Below are 24,328 nucleotides of genomic sequence, written 5' to 3'. Positions count from 1 at the left end.
CGAACTCCTTGTTGGCAGGTGCGGCAGGCGCCTCACCATTGTAAGCAGGTTGCACGCCTGCGCGCACACTGCCACCTCAACGCGTCGAGCTCTCTCCGGGTTCGGCACGCCGACCGATACCACGGTAGGCCAACCCCCAACTGGCGACGTGGGTGGGATCGTAGATATTACGGCCATCCAGCAGCAGCTTCTCATGCAGCAGCTTGGCCAGCCGAGACCAGTCGGGATTCCAGTAGTGCTTCCACTCGGTGACCAGCATCAGCGCATCGGCATTTTCACAGGCGGCATAGGGATCGCCGTCGAACAAGCTGAGCAACGGGTGGTCCCCCACTTCGGCGCGCAGCGCCGGAACGGCTGCAGGGTCGTGAAGCTGCACCCGCACTCCCTGAGCCCAGAGTGCCCGAAGCAGCGTCAACACCGGTGCATGATCGATACGCGCCGAGCCGGGCTTGAAGGCGGCGCCCCAGATCGCCACGGTGCGTCCTTCGAGCTGACCGTGGAAATGGGTCCAGAGCTTGCGGAACAGGGTCTCCTTCTTCTGCTCGTTGATGTCCAGCACCTGTTCGAGCAGCGCGGATTGACGCCCGCTGGCCTCCTGTACGTCGGCCAGTCGCATCAGATCGCGGGAAAAGTGCGGACCGCCGAAACCGCAGCCCGGGTAGAGGTACTCATAGCCGATGCGGGAATCGGCCCCCATCCCCTGGCGCACGTACTCCACGTCGACGCCCAGGCTGTCGGCAAGACCGGCAATCTCGTTCATGTAGCTGATACGTGTCGCCAGCATGCCGATGGTGGCCAGCTTGGTCAGCTCCGCGGCGCGGCGCGGCATGAGCTGCATCACGTCACGCCGCCGGTTGAAGGCTCGCAACAGCTCGCGTACCTGCGCCTCGGCATGCTCGTCGTCACAGCCCAGCAGCCAGCGGCCAGGACGGGTGAAACTGGCCCAGGAGCGCCCTTCCTCGATCATGTCGACCAGGGCGACGGCGCGCCGACCGTTGCCGCCGAGACGCGCCTCGAGGCGTTCGGTCTCGCCCACCGGAAAGGTGGAGTTGTTGACCAGGATGAGCGCTCCCTGCTGCCGTCCGGCGACCTCAGCCACCAGCTCGTCGGCTTCCTCGCGCTGCTCCGGCGAGAGCGCGAGCCAGAGAATGTCGATGGCCTCGCCCGAAGCCGCGCCTTCACCATTGGCCAGGCTCAAGGTGCCCTGCTCCAACCCCTCTTCGAGACGCTCGAGCAAGTCGGGCTCACGACGCAGCCAGTCGGCGGCCTGCAGCGCCGGCCAGCGCATCGAGGCATGCGGCACCCAGCGGACCTGGTGGCCGACCCAGGAGAGCGCAGCGGCGGCCGTAGCCGCCGCCAGTTCGCTGCCATGTATCTGTACGCGCATGACACTTACCCCGCTTGGCTATAGCGAGCGAGCAGTTCGCGGAATCCCTCGCCAAAACGGGGGTGGCGCCGGGCATAGACCAGGGTGGCCTCGAGATAGCCGAGCTGATGCCCGCAGTCGTAGGTCTTGCCGCACATGCGCCAGGCATCGACGCCGTCGCGCTGGCGCAGCGTCTCGATGGCGTCGGTGAGCTGGATTTCGTCGCCGGCCCCGGGCGGCGTCTCGGCCAGCAGCGCAAAGATGCTGCCCGGCAGCACGTAACGCCCAATCACGGCCAGATTGGATGGAGCATCCTCCCGGGCCGGCTTCTCGATCACCCCGGCCAGCGGACAGGAGTTGCCGGCAGCGGGCGGCTCGCCCTCAGGGCTCACGATGCCGTACTTGTGCACGCTATCCCAGGACACCTCCTCCACCATCAGCTGCGAGCGCCCGGTCGTCTCGTAGGCATCCAGCATGCCGGCGAGATCGTTGCGCTCTAGCCCTTCGTCGTCCACCAGCACGTCCGGCAGCAGCACCGCAAACGGCTCGTCGTCGCCGATCACCGGTCGCGCACAGAGCACGGCATGACCGAGCCCCAGCGGCTCGTGCTGCCGTACGCTGATGATGTTGACGTCGGCGGGTACGATGGAGCGCAACTCATCCAACAGCTCCTGCTTGTTCTTGGCCTCGAGAGTGGCTTCCAGTTCGAAATGGGTGTCGAAGTGGTTCTCGATGGCGCTCTTGCTGGCGTGGGTCACCAGCACGATGTCGCGAATACCGGCCTTGACCGCCTCGTCGACCACATACTGGATCACAGGACGATCGACGATGGTGATCATCTCCTTGGGAATCGCCTTCGAAGCCGGCAGACAGCGGGTGCCGAAACCGGCAACGGGGAGTACGGCCTTGCGGATCATGGTGCCTTCCTTGTCGGTTGGTGGAAAAGAACTTCCCGGGCCTGTCCTAGATTCCGTCATGGGAAAGCCCGGGCAGCTACGGGTACAATAGCGCATGATACCGAAGGTAAAGAATGTTGCCAGGGTGCCAGCCCAATTGACACGGAGAGATCACATGAGCGCAAGTTTCCACCACAACGTCGACCAGGGCGAGATCGCCAAGTTCGAGGCTCTGGCCAGCCGCTGGTGGGATCCGCAGAGCGAGTTCAAACCGCTGCATGACATCAATCCGCTGCGTCTGGACTTCATCGATGCCCGCTGCGGCCTGGCCGGGCGCAAGGTGCTGGACGTCGGCTGCGGGGGCGGCATACTCGCCGAGGCCATGGCCCATCGCGGCGCCAAGGTCACCGGTATCGACATGGGCGAGGCGCCCCTCGCCGTGGCACGCCTGCATGCTCAGGAGAGCGGCGTCGATGTCGAGTATCGCCAGGCCAGCGCCGAGGCCATGGCCGCCGAACAGCCCGGCGAATACGACGTGGTGACCTGCCTCGAAATGCTCGAGCACGTGCCCGATCCGGGTTCGGTCATTCGCGCCTGCACCTCGCTGGTCAAACCGGGCGGGCAAGTGTTCTTCTCGACCATCAACCGCAACCCCAAGGCCTACGCCCTGGCCATCGTCGGGGCCGAATACCTGTTGCAGATGCTGCCTCGTGGCACCCACGAGTATCGCAAGTTCATTCGCCCTGCCGAGCTTGCCGGCTGGTGCCGCGAGCACGGCCTCAGCGTCCGCGAGCAGAGCGGCCTGGTCTACAATCCGCTGACGCGGCGCTATCGCCTCTCCAGCAACGACGTCTCGGTCAACTACCTGATGCACTGCCAGCGGGAGCAGGCATGAACGCGTCGCCTCCCGCAGCATTGCTGTTCGATCTCGACGGTACCCTTGTCGATACCGCCCCCGATCTGGCACGCGCCACGAACGCCCTCCGGGCTCATCACGGCATGGAGCCGCTGCCCTACCCGGTGATTCGGGCCCAGGTGTCGAATGGCGGCAGCGCCCTGGTCGCCCTGGCGCTGGGTCTGGACAAGACGCATCACGGCCATGACGAAGCGCGCCAGTTCCTGCTTGATGCCTATGGCCGGGCAGTAGCCGACGAGAGCTGCCTGTTCCCCCACCTCGACCGGTTGCTGACCAGGTGGGAAGCGCAGCATCGCCCCTGGGGCATCGTCACCAACAAACCGCGCGCCTACGCCGCACCGCTGATCGAAAGCCTGGGACTGACCCCGGGCGCCCTGCTCTGCGCCGACGACCTGCCGCAGCGCAAGCCAGCACCGGAGCCGCTGTGGGTGGCAGCGGAACGGCTGGACGTCTCTCCCGCCCGCTGCTGGTACATCGGCGACCACCTGCGCGACATGCAGGCAGCCCGCGCCGCCGGCATGGTCGCCGTCGCCGTGGGTTACGGTTACATCGAGGAGGGTGAGGATTACCGGCAGTGGCCGGCCGATCTCTGGTTCGAGACCTGCGAAGCGCTGGTTGAAGCCCTAATACAACCTGCCTGAGACGCCTCAGGCAGACTGTAAAAAAGGGCAGCCATTTGCTTACCTGGGCGGCTGGGCGTCGAAGCGCTCTCCATTATACCCCTTGCTATCCGGCCCCATCAGCCACAGATAGGTCGGCATGATCTCTTCCGGCGTACGCAGCGTCTGCGGGTCCTCGCCCGGATAGGCATTGGCACGCATCTTGGTGCGGGTCGCACCCGGGTTGAGGGTGTTGACCCGGATCGTGCCCAGGTGCTCGACCTCATCCGCCAGCACTTCCATGAAGCCCTCGGTGGCGAACTTGGAGACGGCATAGGCGCCCCAGTAGGCACGCCCCTTACGTCCCACGCTCGACGAGGTGAATACCACGGAAGCATCGGCTGAAGACTTCAGCAGCGGCAGCAGAGCCTGGGTCATCCACACCGGGCCGTTGATGTTGATCTGCATGACCTGATCCCACAGCTCGGGGTTGTACTGCTCGAACGGGGTGATGCGACCGAGCAGGCCCGCGTTGTGCAGAATGCCATCGAGCCGGCCGAACTCCTTGTCCAGCGTCTCGGCCATGTCGTGGTAGTCCTTCAGCGTGGCGCCTTCGAGATTGAGCGGAAAGATGGCCGGCTGAGGCCCGCCGGCGGCCTCGATCTCGTCGTAGACCTTTTCCAACTTGGCGATGGTGCGTCCCAGCAATACCACCGTGGCACCGTGACGGGCATAGGTCAGCGCCGCGGCGCGACCGATACCGTCACCGGCCCCCGTCACCAGGACGATGCGATCGCGAAGCAGATCGGCGGGCGCCTCATAGTCGAACTTGCAGGTCATCTTCACTCCTTTGGCAGGGCCAGTGCGTTACAGCGACTGGCGCAGGAAATCGTTGGCGAGGCCAGCGGCACTACTGTCAGGATAGTCGTCACGCACCCGTTCGAGCAGGCCACGGCTCTCCTCGAGCTCGCCCTGACGTGCCTTGATCAGGCCCAGCTTGTACAGAGCATCCGGCACCTTGCTGCTTTGCGGATAGTCGTCGATGACCGTGCGGAATGCCGTCTCCGCCTGATCCAGGTTGGCCTCCGCCGAATGCAGCTCGCCCAGCCAGTAGTAGCCGTTGGCCGTGAGCGTGGTGTCGGGGTGGTCGACGACGAAGGCATCGAAGGCCTGGATGGCCTCGCCGAACTGGCGCGACTGAACCTTGGCGAAAGCGGCCTGATAGGCAGCCTGCGCATCGGCGCTGGTGCCGCTGGGAGACGGCGTCTGCGCTACCTGGCGAGCCGCGTCCTGATCGACCTCGGGACTGGTCTGAATACCGGCGCTGCCGGCGGTGATCCGCTCGTCGAGGTCCATGTACTGCTGGCGGGTCTGGTTGCGCAGCTGCTCGAGCTGGTGACGCAGCTCCTCAATCTGACCGCGCAGCTGCTGCATCTCGCGTTGATGGTCCTGCAACTGATTGTAGAGCACCAGGCTGCCACCGGGCTCTTCACGCACTTCGGCCTGCTCCATGAACCCGCGGGGCTGAGCGGTGCGGTCTTCCACGATCGGGCGCTGCTGCGCTTCGACAAGGCTCATCACGGACAGCGGGAGCACCAGGGCTCCCGCGCCGCACAGCCTTTTCAGACTGTGTCTCATGCTTTACTCCCTCGGCGCTTATCGGCGCCTGTTCGCTCAGTAGGCAAAGACCACGCGACGATTCTGGGCATGTGCATCTTCGCCGTTGCCACGCACCGCCAGACGCTCTTCACCGTAGCTGACCACCTGGAGCTGGGACGGAGAGACGCCCTGCACCTCGAGGAAGCGCTTCACCGAGTTGGCACGACGCTCACCCAGCGCCATGTTGTACTCGCGGGTGCCGCGTTCGTCGGTGTGGCCTTGCAGCACGACGCGGGCATTGCCGTTGGAGCGCAGGTAGCGGGCATGGGCGACCAGGACCGATTCGAATTCCGAACGGATGGTGTCACGGTCGAAGTCGAAATAGATGGTGCGAACGTCGGGGATACGACCGTCGGCCTGCTGGCCGGCACGATCGCCGCTGACACCGGTACCGCTGACCTGTCCAGCGCCGGCAGTTCCCGTGCCGACGCCACCATCGGCGCGTGTGCCATCCATGGACCCGTCACGGCTGCCACCGGTGCTGGAACAGCCGGCAATCAGGGCAAGAGACAGGGCAATTGCCAGAGTTCTGGCATGTGACTTGAATTGCATCGTCAAACTCCTCAAAGGACTCGAATGACACGTACCACTAGTTCAAGAACGGTGACCATGCGGGTTCTCGCACGTCACCACGCGCCGAAGGCAACCGGTAGGACGCCCGTCCATCGGCCGAAACGGCCCCCAACACCCCGCTGTTACCTTGCTGGGTGGCGAAGATTACCATGGTCCCGTTGGGCGCAACACTAGGCGACTCATCCGAACGGGTCTCACTGATCACGACAAGACGGCCGGAACCGAGATCCTGGCGCGCAACCTGGAAACCGTTGTTGCTGCGGTGGATCAAGAACAGCGCCTCCCCATCCGGCGACAGACGCCCACGGGCGTTGTAGTTACCGGTGAAGGTCAAGCGCTCGGTCTGGCCGCTGCCGAAGCTGTAGCGGTAGATCTGCGGGCCGCCGCTGCGGTCCGAGGTGAAGATCAGGCTGCGACCGTCCGGCGCCCAGGCCGGCTCGGTGTCGATGCTCGAGTTGTTGGTGATGCGCTCGAGATTGCGCGATCCCACGTCCATGATGTAGATGTCCGGCTGACCGTCCTTGGACAGGGTCATGGCCAGACGACGACCGTCCGGCGACCAGGCCGGTGCGCCGTTGATGCCATCGAACGACGCCACCTGGGCGCGCTGCCCGGTGCCCACATCCTGCACGTAGATCGCCGGGCGCTCGGTCTCGAAGGAGACATAGGCCAGCTTGCGTCCATCCGGCGACCAGACCGGTGACAGGATCGGCTCACGCGAGTTCAGCACCTGCTGGCTGTTGTGTCCGTCGGCATCGGCCACGTAGAGACCGAACTGCATGTTCTGATCGACGCCCTGGGCCGTGACGTAGGCAATGCGGGTCGAGAAGGCACCACGAATGCCGGTGATGGCCTCGAAGATCTGATCGCTCACGTAGTGCGCACCGCTGCGCAGCTCGTTGCTGCCGGCGCTGACGCTTTCGCCGAGCATGCGGCGCTGGCCGCTGACGTCCATCAGCTCGTAGCGAATGCGATAGCCGTCAGCCCCACGGCTGACCTGACCCACTACCAGATAGCGCACGTCCAGCGCGCGCCACTGGCCGTAGCGCACCTCGTCGCCGGAAGAGGGACGATCGTACATGGCATTGCGCGGCAGCGGCGCGAAATAGCCGCTGCGCTCCAGATTGTCACTGATGATCTGGGCCACATCCTCGGGCAGGCTTTCGCCGTCGGCGGAGAACGGCACTATGGCAATGGGGGTGGCCCGGTCACTGCCGCGTGTGATCTCGATGGTGAGATTGGCCTGGGCAAGCGAGCTGAACAGCAACAGCATGGCGCTCAACCAGATGGTCATCAGGGCTTTCATCAGCGTACATCTCCCGGTGTGAAACGCAGATTGAACTGGCGGAAGTCACGTTGTGCCGCCGGCGGCAATTGGCGCAGTTCGCCAAAGGGTGCGGCGGCTTCCACAGCCTGTAGGGCGGAACGATCGAAACTGCTATCTCCGCTACTTTGAGTAATGGTAGCGCCAAAAAGCTCCCCCGAGGGACCCAACTGGACCTGAACCGTGGCCGCAAGCCCACCGCCGGCTCCAGGGGGAATCACCCATGCCTGTTCCACGGCGCGGCGCACCAGATTGATGAAGCTATTGGCAGCTTCCTGCGCCTGCCGGGCGTTGGCTACGGCATCCGACTCACCCTCGATGGCGCGATCGAGCCCCTGACTGGCGGCTTCGGCCGCACGCCGGGCTTCCTCTTCGCGGCGGCGCTGCTCCTCGGCTTCGCGCTGACGTCGAGCTTCCTCTTCTCGGCGGCGCTGCTCCTCGGCCTCGCGCTGACGCTGGGCTTCCTCCTCGCGGCGACGCTGCTCCTCGGCTTCGCGCTGACGCTGGGCCTCCTCCTCGCGACGGCGCTGCTCCTCGGCTTCGCGCTGACGCTGGGCCTCCTCCTCGCGACGGCGCTGCTCTTCGGCTTCACGCTGACGCTGGGCCTCCTCCTCGCGGCGACGCTGCTCCTCGGCTTCGCGCTGGCGCTGGGCTTCGGCTTCCTGCTGACGTCGCGCCTCCTCTTCGGCGCGCTGCTGAGCCTCCTGCTGGCGCTGACGCTCGGCTTCCGCCGCGGCTTCCTGTTGACGCTGACGCTCCGCCTCCTGCTCCTCGCGCAGCCGCGTCTGACGCTCGGCTTCCTCGGCTCGACGCTGGGCCTCGGCCTCGGCTTCCTGTCTGGCCTCCTGCAACCGGCGTGCTTCTTCCTCACGCGCCGCCTGCTGCTGCTCGGCTTCACGGGCACGCTCTTCGGCGGCCTGACGCTCGGCTTCGGCGCGCGCCTGTTCCTCGGCCTCGGCCTGACGCGCTTCTTCTTCCTGGCGCGCCTCCTCTTCCGCCTGCCGCGCCGCAGCGCGAGCCCGCGCCTCCTCGGCGCGCTGGGCCTGGTCGGTGGTGGTCTCGGTGCTGACCAGCGTCGCCTGCACGATGGAGGTCGACTCTGGATCGGCCGGCTGACGCTGCGGCAGGGTGACCAGACTCAGCACCACGACCAGCACGTGCAGGCCGATAGCCAGCAGAGTGGGCACGCCATAGCCGACCGGCTTGTCATAGCTGCGCGAAGGGCCGCGCTGACCTCGGGCCATCACGTCTCCTAGTGTCCTGGTCAAGAAGCGCTTAATCACGCGGCGGCGGCTCGGAAATCAGCCCGACGTTGGTCACGCCCGAAACCTGCAGCGTACTCATCAGGGTCACGACCTCACCGTAGGGCACGAAACGATCGCCGCGCACCATGACTGGCGTGCCAGGCTGTTGATCGAGCAGGATCAGCACTCGGTCGCCGAGCTCCTCCAGATCCACGGCCATCTCTTCACCACCGACCGACAGGTAATACGCGCCCTCTCGATCCACCGATACGATGATGGGATCGCGGTCTTCCTGAGAGTCGATGGGCTCGGAGGTGACCTGGGGCAACTCGATCTGAACGCCCTGGGTCAGCATCGGTGCCGTGATCATGAAGATGACCAGCAGAACCAGCATGACGTCGATGAAGGGGACGACGTTGATCTCCCCCATCGGCTTGCGGCGGCCGCCACGATTGAAAGGACCATGCATGTCGCGACTCCCTCAGGCGGCGCCGGCTTCGCTGCGACCCTGCAGATTGCGGTGCAGGATGGAGTGGAACTCCTCGGCGAAGTCCTCGTACTTACCCAGCAGCCGGTCGGACTCGGACGACAGGCGGTTGTAGAAGATAACGGCGGGGATGGCCGCGAACAGCCCCATGGCGGTGGCGATCAGGGCCTCGGCAATCCACGGCGCAACGGTAGCCAGCGTGGCCTGCTGGGCCATGGAGAGCGCCTGGAACGAACCCATGATGCCCCACACCGTACCGAACAGGCCGATATAGGGGCTGGCCGACGCCACGGTGGCAAGGAACACCAGATGCAGGGTCAGGCGCTCCTCCTCCCGCGACCAGGCCACGCGCATGCTGCGCTGAACGCCGTCGAGGATGGCATCGGCGCTCTTGGTCTTGGCCATCAGCCGGTTGAATTCGCGAAACCCGGCGCGAAAGACATGCTCGGCGCCCTGGGTTTCCTGCTCCGACGGCGTTTCACGATAGAGTTCGTTGAGATCGACACCCGACCAGAAGCGCTCCTCGAAGGTCTGGTGCGCCGCGCGGGCCCGGCGCATCACGAAAGTACGCTGGAAAATCACCACCCACGAGAGTATCGAGCCTAGCACCAGGATCAGCATGACCAGCTGCACCACGGTGCTGGCGCTCATGATCAGGTGGGGTATTGACATAGAGTCGTTCACGGGCATCCTCGCTGATCTTGCATTCAAGCATTGAGAACCGCGGCGAGTGCCGGCGGCCAGGGTCTGGGTTTGAGGCGTTCGGCATCCAGACAGGCGATGTCGACACGCGCTTCGCATAAGGGTTCCCCATCACGCTGCACCGACTGAGTGAAACTCAGCCGACAGCGTCCGCTCGATTCGACGGCCGCGGTGACGCAGAGCTCGTCGTCGAGCCGGGCGGGCTTGGCATAGCGGCACTCCAGGCGGTGCACGACCAGCTGCACGCCGGCATCGAGCAGCTCGCGCTGAGTGAAGCCGTGCCGGCGCAGCCATTCACTGCGGGCCCGCTCCATATATTTGAAGTAGTTGACGTAGTAGACGATGCCGCCGGCATCGGTATCCTCGATGTAAACACGCAGCGGCAAACGAAATTCACTCACGGACGCACCTCACCGCTGGCATCCAGCGCCTGCTCGTGGGGTACCAGCTCGAAGTGCTGCCAGGCCTGGCGCGTCACCACCCGGCCCCGGGCGGTACGCATCATCAGCCCCTGCTGGATCAGGTAGGGCTCGATCACGTCCTCGATGGTGTCGCGCTCTTCGCCGATCGCCGCCGCCAGCGAGTCGATGCCCACCGGCCCGCCGTCGAACTTCTCGATCATCGCCAGCAGCAGGCGGCGATCCATGTGGTCGAGGCCATGATGGTCCACGTGCAGCATGTTCAGCGCCTGATCGGCGATGGCCGCGTCCACCCGACCGTTGCCGCGCACCTGGGCGAAATCACGCACCCGGCGCAGCAGGCGGTTGGCGATACGCGGCGTTCCGCGCGAGCGGCGTGCCACTTCGCGGGCACCCTCACGGTCCGCCTCGACCCCGAGCAGCCTGGCCGAGCGGGTGACGATCTCGGTAAGCTCCTCGATGTCGTAGAACTCCAGACGCTGGACGATACCGAAGCGGTCGCGCAGCGGTGAAGTGAGCAGTCCCGCCCGGGTGGTGGCACCCACCAGCGTGAACGGCGGCAGATCGAGCTTGATGGAGCGTGCCGCCGGCCCCTCACCGATGACGATATCGAGCTGGAAGTCCTCCATGGCGGGATAGAGGATCTCCTCCACCACGGGAGAAAGACGGTGGATCTCGTCGATGAACAGCACGTCGCCGGGCTGCAGGTTGGTGAGCATGGCGGCCAGGTCGCCGGCACGCTCCAGCACCGGGCCGGAGGTGGACTTCAGCCCCACGCCCATCTCGGCGGCGATGATGTTGGCGAGCGTGGTCTTGCCAAGACCGGGCGGGCCGAACACCAGCGTGTGATCGAGGCTCTCGTCACGTCCACGAGCGGCGCTGATGAAGATTTCCAACTGCTCACGCACGCGGGGCTGGCCGATGTACTCGGCCAGCGTCTTGGGGCGGATCGCGTGATCGACGCGACTCTCACCCTCGCGCTCCTCGGCGGCGATCAAGCGATCATTCTGCATCATGTCGAACACTCGCGGCGCTCATGAAAAGTTCAGGACGAAAGTCCCTGTCTCCGATCGAACGACTGTTGGATTCTATCGAGTCGAGGCCCGCCATGCGCGCCCTACCCGGCCATCCGCTTGGTCAAGGCCGCCTTGATCAGGGCTTCGGTCGACAAGCCCTCTTCCAGCCCGGACAGCATCTTCGCGGCCTCGGTCGGCTTGTAACCCAGGCTGACCAGCGCCGCTTCGGCATCGGCCAGCGGATCCTGGCGTTCGCGCTGGCCGCTGGGCAGCGTGGCGATGCCAGACGGATCGGCGGTAGCGCTCTGCTCCCAGTGCGGGAAGCGGTCGCGCATCTCGATGATCAGGCGCTCGGCAGTCTTCTTACCCACCCCGGGCAGGCGCGTCAGGCTCTTGACGTCATCCTCCATCACGCAGCGGATAAACGCCGTCTCGTCCATGCCGGACAGGATCGCCAGGGCCAGCTTGGGGCCGATACCGTTGACCTTGATCAGGGCACGAAACAGCGCCCGCTCCTGCTCACGGGCAAAACCGAACAGCAGGTGGGCGTCTTCACGCACGGTAAGATGCGTATAGAGCGACACCGCTTCTCCCACCCCGGGCAACGCCACCAGCGTGGTCATCGAAGCCTCTAGCTCATAGCCGACCCCTGCCACGTCCACGACCAGCCAGGGCGGTTGTTTCTCGAGCAGAGTGCCACGCAAGCGTCCTATCATTCGGCATTGTTTCCCGATGCGAATACGTCCAAGGCGCACGGCCTTCCTGGCGCCACTATACTGGTCGCTCAAGCGGCTGACCAGCCCACTACAAACGGTGTTCGAAAATTATTTTGCCTAAAGCGTCAATGCGCTTTCAAGGCTGGAAGTCGCGCCAGGAGCTGCCGCGTCGACGCGTCCTATGGCCGCCGAAGCTACCCTGTGTGACCAGACCCAGCCGGGCATGAGCATGGGTCAGCGCGATGGCCAACGCGTCGGCGGCATCGGCCTGTGGCGTACCGTCGAGCCCCAGCACCGCCACCACCATGTGCTGGATCTGGGCCTTGGTCGCCGCCCCGCTGCCGGTCACCGCCTGCTTGATCTGACGCGGCCCGTATTCATGTACGGCCAGACCGTGATTGGCGGCGCAGACGATGGCCGCACCGCGCGCCTGGCCCAGCTTCAGGGCGGAATCGGGGTTCTTGGCCATGAACACCTGTTCGATGGCCAGCTCCCCGGGGCGATACTCGCCGATCAGCTCGGCAATGCCGGCGTAGATGCGCGCCAGACGCTGAGGCAGCTCGACGTCCTGCAAACGGATACAACCGCTGGCGACGTAGCGCGGCTTGGGCGTAGTGACGTCGAGCACGCCATAGCCGGTGGTACGCGAGCCGGGATCGATACCGAGAATCAGCACGACACGTTCTCCCTCACGTGGGCGCTGCGCACGCCCATGGCACGGCCACTCTGGCAGCATCGCGAAACCGGCGCCACATGGGCGCCGGTCTCGTTCATCGCATAGCAGGCTGGCGTACTCACTCCTGCCCTTCCGCCTTGGCCTTTTGGCGCAGACGAATGTTGAGTTCGCGCAGCTGATCGCCGCTCACCTCGCCCGGCGCGTCGGTCATCAGACAGCCCGCACTCTGGGTCTTGGGGAAGGCGATCACTTCACGAATGGTGCGCGAACCCGCCATCAGCATCACCAGACGGTCGAGGCCGAAGGCCAGGCCACCGTGGGGCGGCGCACCGTAGTGCAGGGCGTCGAGCAGGAAGCCGAACTTCTCGCGGGCCTCCTCTTCGCCGATGCCGAGGATCTCGAACACGGTGCTCTGCATCTGCTGGTCGTGGATACGGATCGAGCCGCCACCCAGCTCGGTGCCGTTGAGCACCATGTCGTAGGCCCGCGAGAGCGCGCCCGCCGGGTTGGCCTTGAGCTCCTCGGGGCTGCACGAGGGCGAGGTGAACGGGTGGTGCAGCGGGCTCAGGCGACCGGCGTCGTCGGCTTCGAACATGGGGAAGTCGACCACCCACAGCGGTGCCCAGGGGCGGGTGTAGAGATTGAGGTCCTCGCCCAGCTTGACCCGCAGCGCACCCAGCGCCTCGTTGACGACCTTGGCCTTGTCGGCGCCGAAGAAGACGATGTCGCCGTCTGCCGCGCCCACGCGGTCGAGCAGCTCCTCGATCACGTTCTCCATGAACTTGACGATCGGCGACTGCAGCCCCTCGATACCCTTGGCACGCTCGTTGACCTTGATCCAGGCCAGGCCCTTGGCGCCGTAGATGCCGACGAACTTGGTGTAGTCGTCGATCACCTTGCGCGACATGCTGGCCCCGCCCGGCACCTTGAGCGCCGCGACGCGGCCGTCGGCAGCGTTGGCCGGGCCGGAGAAGACCTGGAAGTCGACTTGCTTCATCAGGTCGTCGACGTCGACCAGCATCAGCGGAATGCGCAGGTCGGGTTTGTCCGAGCCATAGCGATCCATGGCCTCGGCCCAGCTCATGCGCGGGAACTCGGGCAGCTCCACGTCGAGTACGTCCTGGAACAGCTCGCGGATCATGGCCTCGGTCACGCCCATGATATCGCTCTCCTCAACGAAGGAAGCCTCGATATCGATCTGGGTGAACTCCGGCTGACGGTCGGCGCGCAGGTCCTCGTCGCGGAAGCACTTGGCGATCTGGTAGTAGCGGTCGAAGCCGGCCACCATCAGCAGCTGCTTGAACAGCTGCGGCGACTGCGGCAGCGCGAAGAAGCTGCCCGGGTGGGTGCGGCTCGGCACCAGATAGTCGCGGGCGCCCTCGGGCGTGGCACGGGTCAGGATCGGCGTCTCGATGTCGAGGAAGCCCTGCCCCTCGAGGAAGGCGCGTACGTGATGCGAGATGCGCGAACGCAGGCGCAGCTTCTCGATCATCTCCGGGCGGCGCAGGTCGATGTAACGGTGCTTGAGACGCACCTCCTCGCCGACCTTGCCGTGTTCGTCGAGCTGGAACGGCGGCGTGGCCGCCGTGTTCAGCACTTCGACCTCCTTGGCCAGCACCTCGATCATGCCGGTGGGCATCTTGGGGTTCTGGGTACCCTCGGGGCGCAGACGCACGCGGCCGGAAATGCGCAGCACGTACTCGCTGCGAGCACGGTCGGCAGTGGCGAAGGCCTCGGCGGTATCGGGGTCGACCACGACCTGGGCGATGCCGTCGCGATCGCGCATGTCGAGGAAGATCACGCCCCCGTGGTCACGGCGGCGGTGAACCCAGCCGCACAGGGTGACCGTCTGGTCCACCATGGTCTCGTTGAGCTGGCCGCAATAATGGCTGCGCATGTCGTATCCTGTTTCGTAACGTTATCGATTGAAGGGTCGGTCGCGGTCAGGCCGCGGCGCCGTCCTTGGCCGGCGCCTTGCTTTCTTTGCTCTCTCCGCCGCCGCCAGCGGAGTCGCCGGCCAGATTTTTCTTGCTGCCGGACTTGAAGTCGGTTTCGTACCAGCCGCCGCCGGCCAGACGGAAGCCTGCCGCGGAAACCAGGCGGGAAAGCGCCGGTGCTTCACAGGCAGGACAGTCGGTCAGAGGGGCGGCGCTGAGCTTCTGGAGCTTCTCCAGACGATGGCCGCAGGCCTTGCACTGATATTCATAGATGGGCATGGTTCAATTCACTCCTGATTCGACAGCGCGCAACCAACGGCGATATAGGGTCGAGCGGTGCACATTCCAAGCCTGCCGTGAAAGCCCGATAGTATAACGTGCCTGGCAAGGCGTGTCCCAGCCCTGCCGCGGCGAACCAACACAAGGAATTCAGCATGAAAGCCGTGATACTCGATGCCGCCAGCCTGGGTCCCGACATCGACCTCTCCGCCATCCGCGACCAGGTGGAGACGCTGGAGGTCCATGAGGCAAGCACCACCGAGCAGAGCCGCCAGCGCCTGACCGGCGCCCAGGTGGCCATCGTCAACAAGGTGGTGCTCGATGCCGCCACCCTCGAGGCCCTGCCGGAACTCAAGCTGATCTGCGTGCTGGCCACCGGTACCAACAACATCGACATGACCAGCGCCGAGCGGCTCGGCATCGCCGTGCGCAACGTCACGGCCTACGGCACTGCCAGCGTGGCCCAGCACAGCCTGATGCTGATCCTGGCGCTGGCCAACCGGCTACCGCTCTATCAGCGCGACGTGGCGACTGGACGCTGGAACGAAAGCCCCTTCTTCTGCCTGATGGACCACGGCACCCTGCAGCTCGAAGGCAAGCACCTGGTCATCGTCGGCCAGGGCGAACTGGGTAGCCGCGTGGCGGCGCTCGGCGAAGCCTTCGGCATGCGCGTCAGTTTTGCCGCCCGCCCCGGTAACGAGGGCAACGATACCCGCCCCGGGATCACCGAACTCGCCCCCGAGGCCGACGTCATCAGCCTGCACTGCCCGCTCACCGACGCCACGCGACACCTGGTCGACGCTGCCCTGATCGCCACGCTGAAGCCCGATGCCCTGCTGGTCAACTGCGCTCGCGGCGGCATCATCGACGAAGAAGCGGCGCTTGCCGCACTGCGTGAAGGCCGGCTGGGCGGCCTCGGTGTCGACGTGCTTCCGGCGGAGCCGCCGCGGAACGGCCACCCGCTGCTCGATGCCCTGGCCGAGCCGCTCAACCTGATCGTCACGCCGCACAATGCCTGGATCACCCCGGAAGCCCGCCAGCGCATCGTGACGCTCACCGGTGAGAATCTGCGCCGCTGGAAGGCCCAGCGGGACGGAGCATGACCATGCTGCACAACTCCATGCTTCACAACCTGGGCTCGATCAATCTCGATCACTTCTATCGCGTGCCGCACCTGGTCCATCCCGGCGAGACGCTGGCCAGCCGTAGCTATCACCTCGGCCTCGGCGGCAAAGGGGCCAACCAGTCGCTGGCCATGGCGCTGGCCGGTGGCCAGGTGTGTCATTGGGGCCGCCTGGGCCGCCAGGACGCCTGGGCTCGGGACCGTCTGGCCCGCGCCGGGGTCGACGTCACCCACGTGGAGCTGGTGGACGAACCCAGCGGACACGCCATCATCCAGGTCGACGATCGCGGCGAGAACGCCATCATCCTGTTTCCCGGCGCCAACCACGGCTTCACGCGTCGGCATCGCGACGCCCTGTGCGAAGCGGCCAAGCCCGGCGATTGGCTGCTGGTGCAGAATGAGTGCAACGCCCTGACCGAGCTGCTCGAATGCGCGCGCAGGCAGGATCTGGCCGTTGCCTTCAATCCCGCACCGATGTCCGACACGGTGCTGGAGCTGCCCCTCGACGCCTGCCAACTGCTGTTTGTCAATCGCGGCGAGGCGGCCTGGCTGGCCGGCCTGCCCGAGACCAGCGATGCCCAAGCCCTGCTTCAGGGCCTGCAGAAGCGGCTGCCGCAGACGGCAACGGTGTTGACCCTGGGCAGCGAGGGCGCCTGGTACCAGGCGGGCGACGAGCGCCACTTCCAGCCCGCCCTGCCGGTCGAGCCGGTGGACACCACCGGCGCCGGCGACACCTTCATCGGCTATTTCATGGCGGCCCTGCAGGAGCAGCGCAGCGTACCCGACTGCCTGGCGCTGGCCGCCCACGCTGCCGCACTCGGCGTGCAGCAGCCCGGTGCCGCCGACAGCATTCCATCGCGCGACGAGGTCGAGCGATATCTCACCGGCTCACAGAGCGCCTGACACCCACAAGGAGGCAACGTGTCGCACCCGATCATCTTCGATACCGACCCCGGCGTCGACGACGCCCAGGCCATCGCCATCGCCCTACGTCATCCCGACATCGAGCTGCTCGGCTTGACCACCACCTACGGCAACGTCGACATCGAGACCGCCACCCATAATGGCCTGCTGCTGTGCGAACTGGCCGGGCGCGGCGACGTACCCGTCGCCCAGGGCGCTGCCGGCCCCATGGTCAAGCCGCGTCATCCCGCGCCGGCCCATATCCACGGCGCCAACGGTCTGGGCAACATCGAACTGCCCGAGGTGAAGGGCAAGAAGGATGCCCGCAGCGCCGCGCAGTTCATCGTCGACACCGTCAACGAGCGTCCCGGCGAAGTCACCCTGGTCGCGGTCGGGCCGGTGGGCAACCTGGCTGCCGCCTTGCAGCTCGACCCGGCGCTCACCGAGAAGGTCAAGCGGGTGGTGATCATGGGGGGCTCGGTCCGCGAGGGCGGCAACGTCACGCCGGTGGCCGAAGCCAACATGTTCAACGACCCCCACGCCGCCCAACGCGTGCTCACCGCCGGCTGGCCGCTGACTCTGGTAGGGCTCGACGTGACCCACCGTTGCGTGCTGACGCCGGCCCACATGCAGCGCATCGAGGCGGGACAGGGCGAGCTGGGCAAGGTGCTGGCCGGCAGCTACGCCTTCTATCGCGACTTCTATCGCGAGTTCCTCGGCATCGACGGCTGCTGCCCCCACGACAGCTGCGCGCTGGCCTGGCTGCTGCGCCCTGAGCTGTTCACCACCGCCCCGGGGCATCTGGCGGTCGTCACCGAAGGTCTGGCCGAGGGTCAGACCCTGTTCGCCCCCGAAGGGCGCGGCTTCATCCAGGAGCGCTGGTCGCAGACGCCCCTGGTGGAAGTATGCCTCGAAGTGGACGGTGAAGCCGTGGTGGAGTGGATAGCCGACACCCTAAGCTAAGAGCTTCCACGGGTCACAGGCAGACGAAGTTGTCCGGGTCATGGCACTCCAGCGCTTCCAGCTCGACGTGCGTGACCCGGGCATTGGGCGGCCCCTGCCACAGCCACGCTGACACCTGGTTGACCGCCTCGCCATTACCGCACAGCAGCACCTCGACCTGCCCATCAGGGAGATTCTTGGCGTAGCCGGTCAATCCGTGCTGCAACGCCTGCTCCTGAACCGCACGGCGGTACCACACTCCCTGCACCTTGCCGGCCACCAGCGCCTTCACACAGCGTTTGCTCATTTTCGTCTCCTCATTGACTGAAATGGGTGCGCACGGATGCTCTAACCTTGATACTAAGGATGCGGTCACGCCACAAGCAACGACCGCCCAACGGAAGCAGTGCCAACCACTGCGCTCCACATCACAACAACGCATCCTCACAAGGGAGATATCGCCATGCAGATCTTCGACCACCCCGAGTTCGACCATCACCAGCAGATCGTCTTCGGCGGCGATGAGGCCAGCGGCCTGCGCGCCATCATCGCCATCCACGACACGCGCCGCGGCCCTGCCCTGGGCGGCCTGCGCATCTACCCCTACGCCAGCGAAGCGGACGCTCTGACCGACGTGCTGCGTCTCTCCCGTGGCATGACCTACAAGTCGGCCCTGGCCGACCTGCCCCTGGGCGGCGGCAAGGCCGTGATCATCGCCGACCCGCGGCGCGACAAGACCCCCGCCATGCTGTGCGCCATGGGCCGGCTGGTGGAATCGCTGGGCGGCCGATACATCACCGCCGAGGACTCCGGCAGCGGCGAGGAGGACATGCGCCTGATTCGTCAGGAGACGTCACATGTCAGCGGGCTGGGCCACGACGGCAACTCGGGCGACCCCTCGCCCTTCACCGCCCACGGCGTTTTCTGCGCGCTCAAGAGTGCCGTACGCCATCGCCTCGGCCGCAGCGACCTGCAAGGACTGCGCGTCGCCATCCAGGGGGTCGGTCACGTCGGCGCCCACCTTGCCCGCGAGCTGCACGAAGCCGGCGCCAAGCTGGTACTGACCGATGTCGACCGCGACAACCTCGGCATGCTGGTCAGCGAACTGAGTGCCGAGAGCGTCACGCCCGATGCCATTTTCGATGCCGACGTGGACGTCTTCGCCCCCTGCGCCCTCGGGGCGGTACTGACCGACGAGGTAGCCGAGCGCCTCAAGGCCAAGGTGATTTGCGGCGCAGCCAACAACCAGCTGGCGACGGCGGCAGTTGCCGGACGATTGCAGGCCCGCGGCATTCTCTACACGCCCGATTACGTGGCCAACGCCGGCGGCGTCATCGAAGTCGAGGCCCAGCGCCACCAGCGCTACAACCGCGACTCAGTCATGCGCCACGTGGAGCGAATCGCCGAGACGGTGGACGAGATTCTCGGCCGGGCGCAGAGCGAGGACAAGAGCCCCGCCGCCGTGGCGGATCAACTGGCACGCGAGCGCCTCGCCGACTGAGGCTATGTACGGCCAGGGCCGGGCGGCGCATCCGCCCGGCCTGTCACCGCTCGCGGCCCGTTCGTCAATCCATCACCAGCTCACGCTTGACGAGAACGGCGCTGTTGCGCGGTACCACCTCGCGCCCTCTGGCCAGCAGATAGCTGCGAGTGAACGCCGCTCCGAACAGAAGAATGAGGGATGAGTAATAGACCCACAGCAGGATCATGACCACCGAGCCGGCGGCGCCGTAGGTCGAGGCGGTCGCGGTATAGGCCAGGTAGGAGGCGATCGCACTGCGCCCGATGGCGAACAGCAAAGCGGTGACCACGGCCCCCAGCAGCACGTCCCGCCAGCTCAGCACCACGTCGGGCAGAACCTTGAAGATGGTAGCGAACAGCGCCGTGATCACGGCCATGGCAACCAGGAACTCGGCGCCGGCCGTCAGAGCGCCGAGCAGCGGCATGGCATCGCCCACCGCCTGCAGCATGGCACGAATCATGATCCCCACCAGCAGCGACACCAGCAGGATGAAGCCGATCGCCAGTACCACGGCGAGCGATAGCAGGCGCTGCTTGAGAAATATGAGCACGCTGTTGCGGCTGGGCTTGGCCGTCACGCCCCAGATGGTATTGAGCGAGAACTGCATCTGGGCGAAGACCGTAGTCGCCCCCACCAGTAGGCCACCGACACCCAGCAACGTCGGCAGGATACCCGCCTGCTCGATGCGCGACGCTGCCACCGCCTGCTCCACCGCCCTCGCTGCCTCCTCGCCCAGAGTGCCCTGCAGCTGTGCGACGATCTGCCCTTGAGCGGCATCCTCACCGAAGACGATGCCGATCACGGCTACGGCAATGATGACCGTAGGCGCAAGCGAGAAGAGCGTGTAGAAAGCCAGCGAGCCGGCATAGCTGAAGGCATTGCGCTCCAGCCATAGAGAAATCGCTTGCTGAACGGTATTCCACCAGAGCCGGATCGAAAACCTGTGCACGACGCCTCCTTCGTCTTTGGCCGTCATTTCAGCATACGCTACTGCAAGCCGTCTGTCGGCACATGGCCCCGCGTTGCAGCCCCAGGCCACCCGCGCCCATAATGGTGCGCCCAACCACCAGCCAAGGAAGCGCGATGAGCGATACCGATCACGAATTCGACTGCCTCGTATTCATCGGACGTTTTCAGCCGCCGCACCTGGGACATCTGGCGGTAATCAACGAGGCCCTGCGCCATGCGCGACAAGTGATCGTCCTGGTGGGGTCGGCCTGGCAGGCGCGCTCGCTGCGCAACCCCTGGCGCTTCGACGAGCGTCAGGCGCTGCTGCGTAGCTGTTTCGACGAAGAGGAAAATGCGCGCCTCGAGATCGTGCCGCTGCTGGATGCACTCTACAACGACGACGTCTGGGTGCGTGACGTACAGCGTAAGGTGCGCGACATAGCAGGCCACCATCACGCCCGCCTGCCACGCATCGGCCTGATCGGCGCCAGTCGCGGCCAGTCGAGCTACTATCTTTCGCTGTTTCCCCAGTGGGAATCGGTCAGCGTGCCGCTGGTCGAAGGCATTTCGGCCAGCCAGATCCGCGAGCGATTGTTCCGTTCCCCCTCCTCCACCGAGGATTACCTCAGCACCGGCGCCACCCATGACTTGCCGCCCGGCGTCTGCGAGGCGCTACGGGATTTCGCCGGCGAAGAGGCACACCTGCAGCTGATGGAGGAGCAGAAACTGCTGGAGCAGTATCGCCAGGCCTGGGCCAACGCCCCCTACCCCCCTATCTTCGTCACGGTGAACGCCGTGGTGGTGCAGTCGGGTCACGTGCTGCTGGTGCGGCGTACCGCGGCCCCGGGGAAAGGGCTGCTGGCGCTGCCCGGCGGCTTCATCAACCCTCACGAGCGCCTGCTCGACGCCTGCCTGCGCGAGCTGCGCGAACGGGTCAGACTCAAGGTGCCAGAGCCGGTACTCAAGGGCTCGCTGCGCGGCCAGCGACTGTTCGACGAACCCCACCGCAGCTGGCGTGGCCGCACCCTGGCCGAAGCCTTCTACTTCGCCCTGCGCCCCGACCAGCAGCTTCCCCAGCTCAAGCCAGTCAAGGGCGGCGACCACGCCCGCTGGGTACCGCTGGCCGAACTCGAACCGGACAGCCTGTTCGAGGATCACTTCTTCATCATCCAGAATTTTCTCGGCCTGCCGGCCGATTTCGGCGGGATCTAAGCCTGCAAGAAGTCGCGGGGAAGCTTCATCATCTGCCGCCACAGCTTCTCGACCCCCGGCTTGTGCACCAACGAGCAGCGGTAGAGACGGATCTCCAGCGGCACGTCCCACTGTTCGCCGCCGGCGCGTACTAGCTTGCCGCTCTTGAGCTCTTCGCGCACGCAGAAGTCGGGAATCCAGGCCAGCCCCACCCCTTGCAGCACCATGCCCTTGAGCCCTTCCGCCATGGCGGTTTCGTAGACGGTGCGCAGGCGCAGGCGCAGTGGATCGTTCTTGAGCAGCATGCGCACGCTGCGCCCCAGGAAAGCACCCTGGGTATAGGCCAGATAGGGGATCGTCTCCTTGCTTTCGAGGCTGAAGCGCGGCCGCCCCTTGGCATCGGGGAGACTGATGGGCAGCATCTTGACCTGGCCGATGGAGAACGAGGGAAACACCTCCGCATCGAGCTGCATCGTCGCGTACGGGTCGTGGTAGGCCAGCATCAGATCGCAGTTGCCCTCACGCAGCACGTGAATCGCCTCGCCTACGTTCATGGCCACGAGGCGCGTGGGCAGCTCACCCAGCCCTTCCTGCAGCCGCGAGATCCACTCGGGATAGAAGCTCAGTGCCAGGGAGTGGGCGGCGACGATGTCCAGCGCCTCGCGCGCCATGGAAACGCCGCGCAGATGCCCTAGGCACTCGTTGAGCTGCTCCACCAGATTGCGCGCCGTGACCAGGAACAGCTGCCCTTCCGGCGTCAGGTTGATGGGCGTGGTGGAGCGGTCGACGAGGGTCACACCCACGGCCTGCTCCAGGGATCGAATCCGGCGGCTGAAGGCCGGCTGGGTGACATGGCGCTGCCGGGCGGAGGCGGAGAAGCTGCGGGTGTTGGCCAAGGCCACGAAATCTTCCAGCCATTTTGTCTCGAGGTTCACCGGGACTCCCGCTCACAGCAATCGCAAATCAAGTTGGGTGCCCTGCACAAAAACTCAGAAATGAGAGAATGTTAGGCGTTGCCTAATTTACCCCAGCTGCCTACTTAACCCAAGCGACTTCGGCCGCGCCCAGCACGACTATCGCAGCGCTACTGAATGGGCGCCGTGAGATAGGCCGCCCGCGAGACGAGCTTGCTCCACAGGGGGCGATTCTGCAGCTCGTCGTAGCCGATGCGGCGGCAATCGGCGAAGTCGCGCTCCAGCATCAGGCGCACCTGGGCGGCAAAACGCCGGTCGGGAATGAAGGCGGTGATCTCGAAATTCAGGCGAAACGAGCGGTTGTCGAGATTCACCGTACCCACCGATGCCGCGCTGTCGTCGATGAGAATTACCTTTTGGTGCAGAAAGCCCGGCTGATAGCGATACACCTTGACCCCAGCCCGCACCATATCGGGCAGGAACGAAAAGGCCGAGAGGTAAATGAGCAGATGATCGGGATGCTCGGGCATCATGATGCGCACGTCGACGCCGCGCATGGCGGCAAGCCGCAGGGCATCCTGCACGCCCTGATCGGGAACGAAATAGGGGCTCGTGACCCACAGCCTCTCATGGGCGCTGTGGATGGCATGCTGCACCAGCAGACTGGCCGTCTCCTGACGGTCGGCAGGCCCCGAGGGCACGATCACCACGTTGTGGCACTCCTCGCAGGTGACGTGCGGCTCCCAGCTCAGGTTGAGTACCGCCCCCGTGGCCCAGTGCCAATCCTCCCAGAACGCCTCCTGCAGCCCCAGCACGCTAGGGCCGGTGAGTTTGAGATGGGTATCGCGCCAGGGGCCGTGCCGTGGATGCTGACCCAGGTACTCCACCCCGACGTTGAAGCCACCGAGCCAACCCTCGTAGCCGTCGACGACGAGGATCTTGCGGTGGTTGCGGAAATTGAGCTGGAAGCGATGCTTGAAGCCCCGTGAGGAGCGGAACGCGCTGACCTCCACGCCCCCCTCCCTCAGCTCATGCAGGTAGCCTTCGGCAAGCTTGCGACTGCCGATCTCGTCAAACAGGAAATAGACCCGAACCCCTCGCTGCGCGGCGCGCAGCATGTGCTCCTTGAGCCGGCGCCCCAGCGCATCGTTGCGTACGATGAAGAACTGGATCAGCACGTAGTCGCGAGCGGAATCGATGCCGGCGAACAGACTGTCGAACGTGGCCTTGCCGTCGATCAGCAGCTCGGCCTGATTGCCGCTTGTCAACGGCATCATCGCCAGCTGCTCCACGGCGCGGATATCGGGATCGCGGGTATAAGCCAGGAACGGCTCCAGCCGCTCCCGATAGCGGGCGAGAATTCGCCGCAGTACGGTATCGCGCTCGCCGCGGGCGGAAACGTAGCCATAGAAACGCGGCCGACCGAAAATCCAAAACGCCGGCACCGCCAGGTAGGGAAAGGTGACGAGAGAGATGATCCAGGCCACGGCCCCCTGCGAGGTGCGGCTGGAAAGCAGCGCCAGGACCGCCGAGACGAAGCCCAACAGATGTACCATGAATATCGCCAGGCCGAACAGCCAGGATGCCATGATCTCTCCCTGTAATCCTAAAGGCTGACAATATTCCTTATAATCCGTTGTTTACAAACGGATATTTCGCCGCCTTCAAAAATCAGTACCCCAAAACGTACCCCATAAAAAAGCGGCCCCTACCCTACCCGACAGCCACGGGGTACGTCCTAGGATACCTAATATGGGTGTGGAGGCATAAGGATGTACGACAGCGGGCGCACGATCTGACCGGCACGCTCGATACGGTAGGACGCCAGACGGCTACCACAACATGCTGACGCCCATGAGTTATCGTCAAATCTGGTGGATGGCGATCAGGCCGCATTCCTGTCTGATTGATCAACCACTTGCTCCCCGTCCTGGAACTTGACGTTGCTGACGACCAGTTCCAGCTTCTGGAAGTGC

At 65.3% G+C, this 24,328-nt stretch carries 26 protein-coding genes; 7 read left to right on the top strand and 19 right to left on the bottom strand.

Annotation, left to right across the window (positions count from 1 at the left end; all coding sequences use genetic code 11):
• Positions 1-76: 76 nt before the first annotated feature.
• Positions 77-1,387 (bottom strand): nucleotide sugar dehydrogenase, encoded by a 1,311-nt coding sequence (locus HOP58_RS10455; protein WP_010628607.1) that lies wholly within the window; start codon positions 1,385-1,387, stop codon positions 77-79.
• A 5-nt stretch (positions 1,388-1,392) separates the two neighbouring features.
• Positions 1,393-2,283: a UTP--glucose-1-phosphate uridylyltransferase GalU gene (gene galU, locus HOP58_RS10450; RefSeq protein ID WP_010628608.1), complete on the bottom strand. Its 891-nt coding sequence runs from the start codon at positions 2,281-2,283 to the stop codon at positions 1,393-1,395.
• A gap of 154 nt (positions 2,284-2,437) precedes the next feature.
• Between galU and ubiG the strand changes: the two genes are divergently transcribed.
• Entirely contained in the window at positions 2,438-3,157 is a 720-nt protein-coding gene (ubiG, locus tag HOP58_RS10445) for a bifunctional 2-polyprenyl-6-hydroxyphenol methylase/3-demethylubiquinol 3-O-methyltransferase UbiG (RefSeq protein WP_010628609.1), read from the top strand.
• Positions 3,154-3,819 (top strand): HAD-IA family hydrolase, encoded by a 666-nt coding sequence (locus HOP58_RS10440; RefSeq protein ID WP_234260251.1) that lies wholly within the window; start codon positions 3,154-3,156, stop codon positions 3,817-3,819. Before ubiG ends, HOP58_RS10440 begins: the two co-directional genes overlap by 4 nt.
• A 39-nt stretch (positions 3,820-3,858) precedes the next feature.
• Here the strand turns inward: HOP58_RS10440 and HOP58_RS10435 are convergent, their stop codons facing one another.
• The 13 genes from HOP58_RS10435 to HOP58_RS10375 all read right to left on the bottom strand — a co-directional run bounded on the left by HOP58_RS10435 (position 3,859) and on the right by HOP58_RS10375 (position 14,809).
• Complete coding sequence (locus HOP58_RS10435) at positions 3,859-4,617, bottom strand: YciK family oxidoreductase (protein ID WP_234260250.1); 759 nt, start codon at positions 4,615-4,617, stop codon at positions 3,859-3,861.
• Between the two features lie 27 nt (positions 4,618-4,644).
• Positions 4,645-5,415, bottom strand: a complete 771-nt coding sequence (gene ybgF / locus HOP58_RS10430) for a tol-pal system protein YbgF (RefSeq protein WP_010628612.1) — start codon at positions 5,413-5,415, stop codon at positions 4,645-4,647.
• Between the two features lie 36 nt (positions 5,416-5,451).
• On the bottom strand, positions 5,452-5,988 hold the full coding sequence (pal, locus tag HOP58_RS10425; protein ID WP_010628613.1) for a peptidoglycan-associated lipoprotein Pal: 537 nt from the start codon (positions 5,986-5,988) through the stop codon (positions 5,452-5,454).
• A 37-nt stretch (positions 5,989-6,025) separates the two neighbouring features.
• Complete coding sequence (tolB, locus tag HOP58_RS10420) at positions 6,026-7,315, bottom strand: Tol-Pal system beta propeller repeat protein TolB (RefSeq protein WP_010628614.1); 1,290 nt, start codon at positions 7,313-7,315, stop codon at positions 6,026-6,028.
• Positions 7,315-8,577: a cell envelope integrity protein TolA gene (tolA, locus tag HOP58_RS10415; protein ID WP_234260249.1), complete on the bottom strand. Its 1,263-nt coding sequence runs from the start codon at positions 8,575-8,577 to the stop codon at positions 7,315-7,317. Before tolA ends, tolB begins: the two co-directional genes overlap by 1 nt.
• A 31-nt stretch (positions 8,578-8,608) precedes the next feature.
• On the bottom strand, positions 8,609-9,046 hold the full coding sequence (tolR, locus tag HOP58_RS10410) for a protein TolR (protein ID WP_010628617.1): 438 nt from the start codon (positions 9,044-9,046) through the stop codon (positions 8,609-8,611).
• A gap of 12 nt (positions 9,047-9,058) precedes the next feature.
• Positions 9,059-9,748 (bottom strand): protein TolQ, encoded by a 690-nt coding sequence (tolQ, locus tag HOP58_RS10405; RefSeq protein ID WP_026038145.1) that lies wholly within the window; start codon positions 9,746-9,748, stop codon positions 9,059-9,061.
• Between the two features lie 23 nt (positions 9,749-9,771).
• A complete protein-coding gene (gene ybgC, locus HOP58_RS10400; RefSeq protein WP_026038146.1) occupies positions 9,772-10,167 on the bottom strand; it encodes a tol-pal system-associated acyl-CoA thioesterase in 396 nt (131 codons plus the stop codon).
• A complete protein-coding gene (ruvB, locus tag HOP58_RS10395) occupies positions 10,164-11,201 on the bottom strand; it encodes a Holliday junction branch migration DNA helicase RuvB (RefSeq protein ID WP_026038147.1) in 1,038 nt (345 codons plus the stop codon). The genes ybgC and ruvB overlap by 4 nt, the downstream gene beginning before the upstream one ends.
• Before the next feature lie 101 nt (positions 11,202-11,302).
• Entirely contained in the window at positions 11,303-11,917 is a 615-nt protein-coding gene (gene ruvA, locus HOP58_RS10390; RefSeq protein ID WP_026038148.1) for a Holliday junction branch migration protein RuvA, read from the bottom strand.
• Between the two features lie 136 nt (positions 11,918-12,053).
• On the bottom strand, positions 12,054-12,593 hold the full coding sequence (gene ruvC, locus HOP58_RS10385; protein WP_010628622.1) for a crossover junction endodeoxyribonuclease RuvC: 540 nt from the start codon (positions 12,591-12,593) through the stop codon (positions 12,054-12,056).
• 118 nt (positions 12,594-12,711) lie between these two features.
• Positions 12,712-14,490, bottom strand: a complete 1,779-nt coding sequence (gene aspS, locus HOP58_RS10380; protein ID WP_234254040.1) for an aspartate--tRNA ligase — start codon at positions 14,488-14,490, stop codon at positions 12,712-12,714.
• Between the two features lie 46 nt (positions 14,491-14,536).
• Positions 14,537-14,809: a zinc ribbon domain-containing protein gene (locus HOP58_RS10375; protein WP_010628624.1), complete on the bottom strand. Its 273-nt coding sequence runs from the start codon at positions 14,807-14,809 to the stop codon at positions 14,537-14,539.
• Between the two features lie 155 nt (positions 14,810-14,964).
• Here HOP58_RS10375 and HOP58_RS10370 point away from each other — a divergent pair, with 155 nt between their 5' ends.
• From HOP58_RS10370 to HOP58_RS10360, 3 genes are read left to right on the top strand one after another with little or no spacing between them, the layout of a single operon-like run.
• A complete protein-coding gene (locus tag HOP58_RS10370; protein ID WP_234254041.1) occupies positions 14,965-15,912 on the top strand; it encodes a D-2-hydroxyacid dehydrogenase in 948 nt (315 codons plus the stop codon).
• Entirely contained in the window at positions 15,909-16,835 is a 927-nt protein-coding gene (locus tag HOP58_RS10365; protein ID WP_234254042.1) for a ribokinase, read from the top strand. The genes HOP58_RS10370 and HOP58_RS10365 overlap by 4 nt, the downstream gene beginning before the upstream one ends.
• Before the next feature lie 18 nt (positions 16,836-16,853).
• Complete coding sequence (locus HOP58_RS10360; RefSeq protein WP_234254043.1) at positions 16,854-17,798, top strand: nucleoside hydrolase; 945 nt, start codon at positions 16,854-16,856, stop codon at positions 17,796-17,798.
• Between the two features lie 13 nt (positions 17,799-17,811).
• Here the strand turns inward: HOP58_RS10360 and yccX are convergent, their stop codons facing one another.
• On the bottom strand, positions 17,812-18,084 hold the full coding sequence (gene yccX / locus HOP58_RS10355) for an acylphosphatase (protein WP_010628628.1): 273 nt from the start codon (positions 18,082-18,084) through the stop codon (positions 17,812-17,814).
• Positions 18,085-18,240: 156 nt separating this feature from the next.
• On the opposite strand from yccX, the gene HOP58_RS10350 reads away from it, so the two are divergent.
• Positions 18,241-19,278 carry a Glu/Leu/Phe/Val dehydrogenase gene (locus tag HOP58_RS10350; RefSeq protein WP_010628629.1) on the top strand — a complete coding sequence of 346 codons (1,038 nt, stop codon included), beginning with the start codon at positions 18,241-18,243 and terminating at the stop codon, positions 19,276-19,278.
• 64 nt (positions 19,279-19,342) lie between these two features.
• Here HOP58_RS10350 and HOP58_RS10345 read toward each other — a convergent pair whose 3' ends face one another.
• Positions 19,343-20,248 carry a YihY/virulence factor BrkB family protein gene (locus HOP58_RS10345; protein WP_234260248.1) on the bottom strand — a complete coding sequence of 302 codons (906 nt, stop codon included), beginning with the start codon at positions 20,246-20,248 and terminating at the stop codon, positions 19,343-19,345.
• A 134-nt stretch (positions 20,249-20,382) separates the two neighbouring features.
• Between HOP58_RS10345 and HOP58_RS10340 the strand changes: the two genes are divergently transcribed.
• Complete coding sequence (locus HOP58_RS10340; protein ID WP_010628631.1) at positions 20,383-21,459, top strand: bifunctional nicotinamide-nucleotide adenylyltransferase/Nudix hydroxylase; 1,077 nt, start codon at positions 20,383-20,385, stop codon at positions 21,457-21,459.
• Here the strand turns inward: HOP58_RS10340 and HOP58_RS10335 are convergent.
• Together HOP58_RS10335 and cls are read right to left on the bottom strand one after the other, a co-directional pair.
• Positions 21,456-22,373, bottom strand: a complete 918-nt coding sequence (locus HOP58_RS10335; protein WP_010628632.1) for a LysR substrate-binding domain-containing protein — start codon at positions 22,371-22,373, stop codon at positions 21,456-21,458. The genes HOP58_RS10340 and HOP58_RS10335 overlap by 4 nt on opposite strands.
• 149 nt (positions 22,374-22,522) lie before the next feature.
• Entirely contained in the window at positions 22,523-23,941 is a 1,419-nt protein-coding gene (gene cls / locus HOP58_RS10330; RefSeq protein WP_234254044.1) for a cardiolipin synthase, read from the bottom strand.
• Between the last annotated feature and the right edge of the window lie 387 nt (positions 23,942-24,328).

The sequence above is a fragment of the Halomonas sp. MCCC 1A11062 genome (assembly GCF_021404355.1).
Taxonomy (GTDB): Bacteria; Pseudomonadota; Gammaproteobacteria; order Pseudomonadales; family Halomonadaceae; genus Halomonas; species Halomonas aerodenitrificans.
Note: the sequence above shows the minus strand (reverse complement) of the source record. Positions and strands in the feature narration are given on the sequence as shown.